Origin of the sequence: Arthrobacter sp. 2RAF6, assembly GCF_052115205.1 — a bacterium.
Classification (GTDB): Bacteria; Actinomycetota; Actinomycetes; order Actinomycetales; family Micrococcaceae; genus Arthrobacter.
Genome location: NZ_JBFRGF010000035.1, coordinates 45689 through 52161 on the forward strand (window position 1 = coordinate 45689; position 6473 = coordinate 52161).

The 6473-nt window shown below is 62.9% G+C and carries 7 protein-coding genes; 5 read left to right on the forward strand and 2 right to left on the reverse strand.

Going from position 1 to position 6473, the window contains the following annotated elements:
* Nucleotides 1–44 precede the first annotated feature (44 nt).
* Genes AB4Z38_RS20300 through AB4Z38_RS20320 form a run of 5 tightly spaced genes read left to right on the forward strand, consistent with a single transcriptional unit; the run spans nucleotide 45 to nucleotide 5162 of the window.
* Entirely contained in the window at nucleotides 45–779 is a 735-nt protein-coding gene (locus tag AB4Z38_RS20300) for a FadR/GntR family transcriptional regulator (protein ID WP_441431375.1), read from the forward strand.
* A complete protein-coding gene (locus AB4Z38_RS20305) occupies nucleotides 776–2176 on the forward strand; it encodes a glutamine synthetase family protein (RefSeq protein WP_441431376.1) in 1401 nt (466 codons plus the stop codon). The genes AB4Z38_RS20300 and AB4Z38_RS20305 overlap by 4 nt, the downstream gene beginning before the upstream one ends.
* Nucleotides 2177–2179: 3 nt before the next feature.
* Nucleotides 2180–2974: a gamma-glutamyl-gamma-aminobutyrate hydrolase family protein gene (locus tag AB4Z38_RS20310; protein ID WP_441431377.1), complete on the forward strand. Its 795-nt coding sequence runs from the start codon at nucleotides 2180–2182 to the stop codon at nucleotides 2972–2974.
* Nucleotides 2971–4335 carry an aldehyde dehydrogenase family protein gene (locus tag AB4Z38_RS20315; RefSeq protein ID WP_441431378.1) on the forward strand — a complete coding sequence of 455 codons (1365 nt, stop codon included), beginning with the start codon at nucleotides 2971–2973 and terminating at the stop codon, nucleotides 4333–4335. The genes AB4Z38_RS20310 and AB4Z38_RS20315 overlap by 4 nt, the downstream gene beginning before the upstream one ends.
* 44 nt (nucleotides 4336–4379) lie before the next feature.
* Nucleotides 4380–5162 carry a 3-oxoacyl-ACP reductase gene (locus tag AB4Z38_RS20320; protein WP_441431379.1) on the forward strand — a complete coding sequence of 261 codons (783 nt, stop codon included), beginning with the start codon at nucleotides 4380–4382 and terminating at the stop codon, nucleotides 5160–5162.
* A gap of 65 nt (nucleotides 5163–5227) precedes the next feature.
* On the opposite strand, the gene uraH is transcribed toward AB4Z38_RS20320, so the two are convergent.
* Both uraH and uraD read right to left on the reverse strand, forming a co-directional pair.
* Complete coding sequence (uraH, locus tag AB4Z38_RS20325) at nucleotides 5228–5569, reverse strand: hydroxyisourate hydrolase (RefSeq protein WP_441414070.1); 342 nt, start codon at nucleotides 5567–5569, stop codon at nucleotides 5228–5230.
* Nucleotides 5566–6096, reverse strand: coding sequence for a 2-oxo-4-hydroxy-4-carboxy-5-ureidoimidazoline decarboxylase (uraD, locus tag AB4Z38_RS20330; protein WP_441431380.1), 531 nt, complete (start codon nucleotides 6094–6096; stop codon nucleotides 5566–5568). The genes uraH and uraD overlap by 4 nt, the downstream gene beginning before the upstream one ends.
* Nucleotides 6097–6473: the final 377 nt, after the last annotated feature.

Genomic DNA, 6473 nt, shown 5'->3' on the forward strand with positions numbered 1-6473 from the left:
GCCGGCGGTTCTTCGCCGGCGGCCTCCCAGCCAGGAAGGTCGCCATGTTCCTCGTTGAACCGATTGAATCCCCCCTGCTCGAGACGGTATTGCTTCCCGTGCGTGGACACATGGCCTTCGAGTCGTGCGTAGAGCACTTGGGATCGGCAATTCAGTTGGGGATCTTCAAGACTGGGGAACGCCTCCCACCCGAGCGCGACTTGGCCGAGCGCATGCAGGTCTCCCGGGCGACGCTCCGGGAAGCGATCAGCGCATTGCGCGCAGCCGGGTTCGTCACGACCGTCCGGGGGAGGGGCGGCGGAACCATCGTGGAACCGGTCGGCAACGCCCGTCCGCCGGAGCGTCTAGGCAACAAAGACCGGCAGGAGGAAATCAGCGACATCCTCATCTTCCGTTCGGTCATTGAACCCGGGGCCTGCCAGCGGGCAGCCTCGATGCGGCTCAGCGAGGATCAGCGCCGGCTTTTGACAGATTCCCTGGCCGAGGTTGAAAACGCGGGTTCACCGGTGGAATACAGGCAAGCGGACGCCCGCCTTCACCTGGCTTTCTCCGCTGTTGCGGGATCATCTGAACTCAACAAAGCAAGCACCACCATCCAGACCAAGATCCACGAATTCCTCGCGGAAATCCCCTTTCTGCAACGGAACATCGAACATTCAAACCAAGAACATCGATTGATAGTGCAGGCCATCCTCGACGGCGAGCCTGCAGCGGCCCGAAGCGTCATGGAATTGCACTGCGAGTCCACCGCCGCACTACTCAAGGGACTACTGAAATGAGCAGCACCATGAACGACATTTCGAACACCGTTCACCCTCGCAATGACCGTATGCTCACCGTTGAGCAACTCAAAGCGCAGATTGACGAGGGCGCCATAGACACCGTGATTCTCGGCTTCACCGACATGCAGGGCAGGCTTCAGGGGAAGCTCCTCCACGCGCAATTCTTCCTGGATTCCGTCCTGGAGCACGGCACCGAAGGCTGCAATTACCTCCTCGCCGTTGACACCGAAATGAACACCGTGGATGGCTATGACATTTCCTCGTGGGAAAAGGGCTACGGAGACATGCTCTTCGACATGGATCTGGACACCATCCGCGTCCTTCCCTATCGTGAGGGGAGTGCGCTGATCCAGTGCGACCTGTCCATGACCGACGGTACTCCGGTCTCCGTTTCACCCCGCGCCATGCTCAAGCGCCAGACGGCCAAGGCGGCAGAGCACGGTTGGAAGGCACTTGCCGGAACCGAGCTTGAGTTTGTGGTCTACAACGACTCCTACGAGCAGGCATGGGACCTGGACTACAAGCACCTCACACCTGCCAACCAATACAACGTGGACTACTCGCTCCTGGGATCCGGCCGTGTGGAACCACTGCTTCGCCGGATCCGGAACGAGATGTACGCAGCCGGCATGACCGTGGAATCCGCCAAAGGTGAATGCAACTTCGGCCAACACGAGATCGCGTTCAAGTACGACGAGGTGGTCACGACGGCGGACAACCATTCCGTCTACAAGACCGCGGCCAAGGACATCGCCCATGACATGGGCCAATCCATTACCTTCATGGCCAAGCCCAACGAGCGCGAGGGCAGTTCCTGCCACATCCACCTGTCCCTTCGCGGACTCGACGATGAGCTGGTCTTCTGGGACAAGGCCACCGGCGCCCGCACCAAAACCTACGATCACTTCATAGCCGGAGTGCTTGCCACGATGCGGGAATTCACGCTCTTTTACGCTCCCAACATCAACTCGTACAAGCGGTTCGTCAAAGGCTCTTTCGCTCCGACGGCGGTGGCCTGGGGCCTCGACAACCGCACCTGCTCGGTGCGGCTCGTGGGGCATGGCCAGAGCGCCCGGCTGGAAAACAGGCTACCGGGTGGCGATGTCAACCCGTACTTGGCACTGTCGGCCATGCTTGCCGGGGGGCTTTACGGAATCGAAAATGAGCTCCAACTCGAACCGGCAACCCTCGGCAACGCTTATACGTCGGGCGCTCCCACCGTGCCGACGACGATGCGGGAAGCGCGGGACCTGTTCGCCAACTCCGTGATCGCCAAGGAAGTCTTCGGTGAGGAAGTGGTTCGGCACTACGTGAACTACGCCGACGTCGAGCTGGCAGCTTTTGAGTCCGCCATCACGGACTGGGAGCTCCGCCGCGGGTTTGAAAGGCTGTAGGGGATGACCCAGATCCCGGTTCCGGATCCAGTCCGTCGGCCTCGGATCGCCCTGACCACCTACCTGCAAGACGCCAAATGGGGGGTTTGGGACGCGCGGGCAGCGGTGCTGCCGGCAGCATATTTGGAAGCCGTCGTCGCGGCCGGCGGCACCCCCCTGCTGCTGCCGCCTATCGGCACGGATACTTCCGTCCTTGACCTCGTGGATGGGCTCATTGTGGTCGGAGGAGCCGACGTCGACCCCGGAAATTACGACGCCGAGCCTCACCCGAGCACCCGCAGCCAGCCGGCGCGGGACGAGCATGACATCGCCTTGACGCTGGCCGCGTTGGAGAAGGGTGTTCCGCTCTTCGCCATCTGCCGCGGCGCGCAAATCCTGAACGTCGCCCTGGGCGGAAACCTCATCCAGCACGTGCCGGATGTGCTTCCCGACGCCAACTACCAACCCGCTTCCGGGGTTTATGGCGAAGTGGAGTTCGGTACCCGGCCCGGGAGCATCATCGCGGAGCAACTGGGCGAGCGGGCATCGGCACCGGTCTATCACCACCAGATTCTGGACCGGGTTGCCGAAGGCCTGTGCGTCACGGCGTACGCGGCGGACGGCACGGTCGAGGCCGTCGAATCGACCCAAGGAAGCTGGGTGTTGGGCGTTCAGTTCCACCCTGAACAAAATCGTTCCGACGTGCGCCTCTTCGAAGGATTCGTTGAGGCCGCCAGAAGGTACCGGGACGGCGAACTTTATGCTGAGCGCCTCGACCCATCGACGGACTTCAAACCGACAGAAAAGAGCTGGACGTGAGTGCCACGACTTTTGACATCATCAATCCGGCCACCGAGGAATTCCTTCAAACCGTCGAACTGGCATCCCTCGCCGAGACCGACGCGCTGATCGCCCGCGCGGCTGCCGCCTTTGAATCCTGGCGGAAGGTCTCGCCGTCGGACCGGGCACTGCTCTTGCGCCGGTTCGCGGCCGCCGTCGACGCCGATCTGGAGAACCTCGCGCAACTGGAAGTCCGCAATGCGGGACACACGATCGGCAACGCCCGCTGGGAAGCGGGCAATGCGCGCGACGTCATTAGCTACTACTCGGCGGCTCCTGAGCGGCACTTCGGGCGGCAGATCCCCGTTGCTGGAGGCCTCGATGTGACGTTCCACGAGCCGCTGGGTGTCGTTGGCATTATTGTGCCGTGGAACTTTCCGATGCCGATCGCGGCGTGGGGCTTCGCTCCGGCGCTCGCGGCAGGCAACACGGTGGTCCTCAAGCCTGCGGAACTTACGCCCCTGACGGCGATGAGGCTGGGCGAGCTGGCGCGCGAGGCCGGCCTGCCCGACGGCGTGCTGACCATCATCCCGGGGAAGGGCTCCGTGGTGGGGGCGCGCTTCGTGACCCACCCCGCGGTGCGAAAGGTCGTCTTTACCGGGTCTACCGTGGTTGGCAAGCAGATCATGGCCGGTTGTGCTGACCAAGTGAAGCGGGTGACGCTCGAGTTGGGAGGCAAGAGCGCAAACATTGTGTTCGCCGACGCCGACCTTCAGGCCGCCGCTGCAGCAGCTCCCGGTGGTGGGTTCGACAACGCGGGCCAGGACTGCTGTGCACGGTCCCGGATTTTGGTGGAAAAATCCGCCTACGATAGCTTCTTGGAGCTCTTGGGACCCGCTGTTCGGGCCGTCAAAGTTGGCGATCCGGCGGACGAAAGTACCGTGATGGGGCCCTTGATTTCCGCCCGGCAAAGGGAAACCGTCGCGGGCTTTGTGCCCTCGGGAGCGCCCATAGCTTTCCAGGGCGAGGTGCCCGAAGGGCCGGGCTTCTGGTTCCCGCCCACTGTCCTGGCCCCCGACTCCTTCGACGACCCGGCGGTGCGTGAGGAGATCTTCGGACCTGTCGTCGTCGTCGTACCCTTCAACGACGAGGCGGACGCTGTGCGGATCGCCAATGACACCGAATACGGCCTCTCCGGATCCATCTGGACCCAAGACATTGGCAGGGCCTTGCGCGTGGCCCGCGGGGTGGACGCCGGAAACCTCTCGGTGAACTCGCACTCTTCAGTCCGGTATTCGACGCCGTTCGGCGGCTTCAAGCAGTCGGGCCTGGGCCGCGAGCTGGGTCCTGACGCGCTCGATTCCTTCAGCGAAGTAAAGAACGTCTTCATCGCACACTGAACCCACCAAACTTTGGAAGCCCCATCATTCAAGGAGAGAACACCATGACCGAATTCATTTCAAACCGACTCAAGGACCGCACTGCCGTCATCACCGGCGGCGGCAGCGGGATCGGCCTCGCCACGGCAAAGCGTTTCGCCTCGGAGGGTGCCAATGTGGTCATCGCCGATATCGATCCGGCAGCCGGAGGGGCAGCCGCGGCCGCCGTCGATGGCATCTTCGTGAAGGTCAATGTCACTGACGAGCAGGAAGTCATCGACCTCTTCGCCGCCGCCAAGAGCCACTATGGCAGCGTGGATATCGCGTTCAACAACGCCGGCATCTCGCCGCCGGACGATGCTTCGATCCTCGACACCGGAATTGAGGCCTGGCGCCGGGTCCAGGAGGTAAACCTGACGAGCGTCTATTACTGCTGCAAATACGCGCTGCCGTACATGTTGGAACAGGGCAAGGGCTCGATCATCAACACCGCGTCCTTCGTCGCCGTGATGGGTGCGGCGACATCGCAGATCTCCTACAGCGCTTCCAAGGGCGGCGTGCTGGCCATGACCCGCGAGCTCGGCGTTGAATTCGCGCGCAAGGGTGTGCGAATCAACGCACTGTGCCCCGGACCGGTCAACACTCCGTTGCTGAAGGAACTCTTCGCTTCCGATCCGGAGCGGGCAGCGCGCCGCCTGGTCCACGTGCCCTTGGGACGTTTCGCCGAGCCTGAGGAACTGGCCGCTGCGGTCGCCTTCCTGGCGAGCGACGACGCCTCGTTCATTACCGCGTCGACCTTCATGGTTGACGGCGGCATCTCGGGAGCCTACGTCACCCCGATCGACTAGTAGAGCAGTCCACTTCCATCGATTGCTCCGCCGGTTCCTGGCCGGCGGGGCAATCGACGGAAGGGTTAGCTGCCCCGGTACGTGGAGAACGCGAAGGGGCTGAGCAGCAGCGGCACGTGGTAGTGCTCGCCGGCGTCGGACACCGTGAAGCTCAAGTCCACTTCCGGGAAAAAGGTGTCCACGCCTTGAGCCTTGTAATAGGGGCCGGTCGCAAAGTTGAGGCGGTAACTGCCGCCGTCGACCCTTTCAGGGCCCAGGTCCTTGATCCGGCCGTCCGCATCGGTGGTGCCGCTAGCGACGCGCTTCCAGTTGTCGCCGTCGCGCACGGAGAGAACGACGGCGACACCGGCCGCCGGGCGTCCGGATCCGGTGTCCAGGATGTGGGTCGTAATCTGGGAAACGCTCATTTGTTGGACACTCCTTCGTTGCTCGCGCTGGTTTCGCTGATGACGCCAGCGAGGCGCAGCAACGCGATTTCGCGCAACTGGCCCGCCACGATGACGTCTTCTTCTGCCGCGGTGTGGCTCAGGCGCTCTTGGAGGGAGGCCAGGATTTCCTTGGCTGTCCGGCCCGCGGCGCGGATCAGGAAGACGCGGCCGAACTTTGCCTCGTACTCACGGTTGCCTTCGGCCAAAGCGGTGACGACGCCGTCATCGCCGCGGTCGACGCCGGCCTGTTCGGAGCGGGACATCGCGGCTTCGGTGGTCTGGGCCTTGGGCCGTTCGCCGATCCGCGGGTGGTGGGCCATCGCGGCCGCCACTTCGTCCGACGTGAACGGCTCGGCGGTTTCCCGGGCGAAATCGAGCAAGGAGTCCAAGCCGCTGAAGGGGCGCGCATCTGCGACGTGCTCCACCCAACGCTGGATGTCGAGGCATGGGCGGAGGACGCCGATGGCGTCCGCACGGTCCACGCTGTTGAATACTTCAAGCTGCATGCTTGTTCATTCCTCGTGCGAGTGCTGGCATCCATGGTGTTGGCTATGCGGAACTCCGGCGACTCCCGCCGGATGGACCTGCGTGCGTCCGCACTTCAAGTCTTCCACATCATGGAACTGTTATTTCAGCATACGTAATAGTGAATCCAATGACTGCCGTGGTGTCAAGAGAATACCGCACCCCGGTCCTCCCGCCCCTGCGACGCTCGCTCACATATGTTGCTCTTTCCCCCGACGCCCGGAAATTGTCAAGCTGTGTGGAGTCACTGGGCTAGTTTTTGGGGTGTTTTGGTCTGGGGGAGGTTGATCCCGGCGTGTGTGGCGGGGGCCGGTGTGGTGGGTCGTTGGCGGAATCTTCCTGGGTGTCGTTCGTAGTA

Coding starts and splice junctions, on each gene's coding strand:
- AB4Z38_RS20305 (WP_441431376.1), top strand. CDS start 776: ATGAGCAGCACCATGAACGACATTTCGAACACCGTTCACCCTCGCAAT.
- uraH (WP_441414070.1), bottom strand. CDS start 5,569: ATGAGCGTTTCCCAGATTACGACCCACATCCTGGACACCGGATCCGGA.
- AB4Z38_RS20300 (WP_441431375.1), top strand. CDS start 45: ATGTTCCTCGTTGAACCGATTGAATCCCCCCTGCTCGAGACGGTATTG.
- AB4Z38_RS20320 (WP_441431379.1), top strand. CDS start 4,380: ATGACCGAATTCATTTCAAACCGACTCAAGGACCGCACTGCCGTCATC.
- AB4Z38_RS20310 (WP_441431377.1), top strand. CDS start 2,180: ATGACCCAGATCCCGGTTCCGGATCCAGTCCGTCGGCCTCGGATCGCC.
- uraD (WP_441431380.1), bottom strand. CDS start 6,096: ATGCAGCTTGAAGTATTCAACAGCGTGGACCGTGCGGACGCCATCGGC.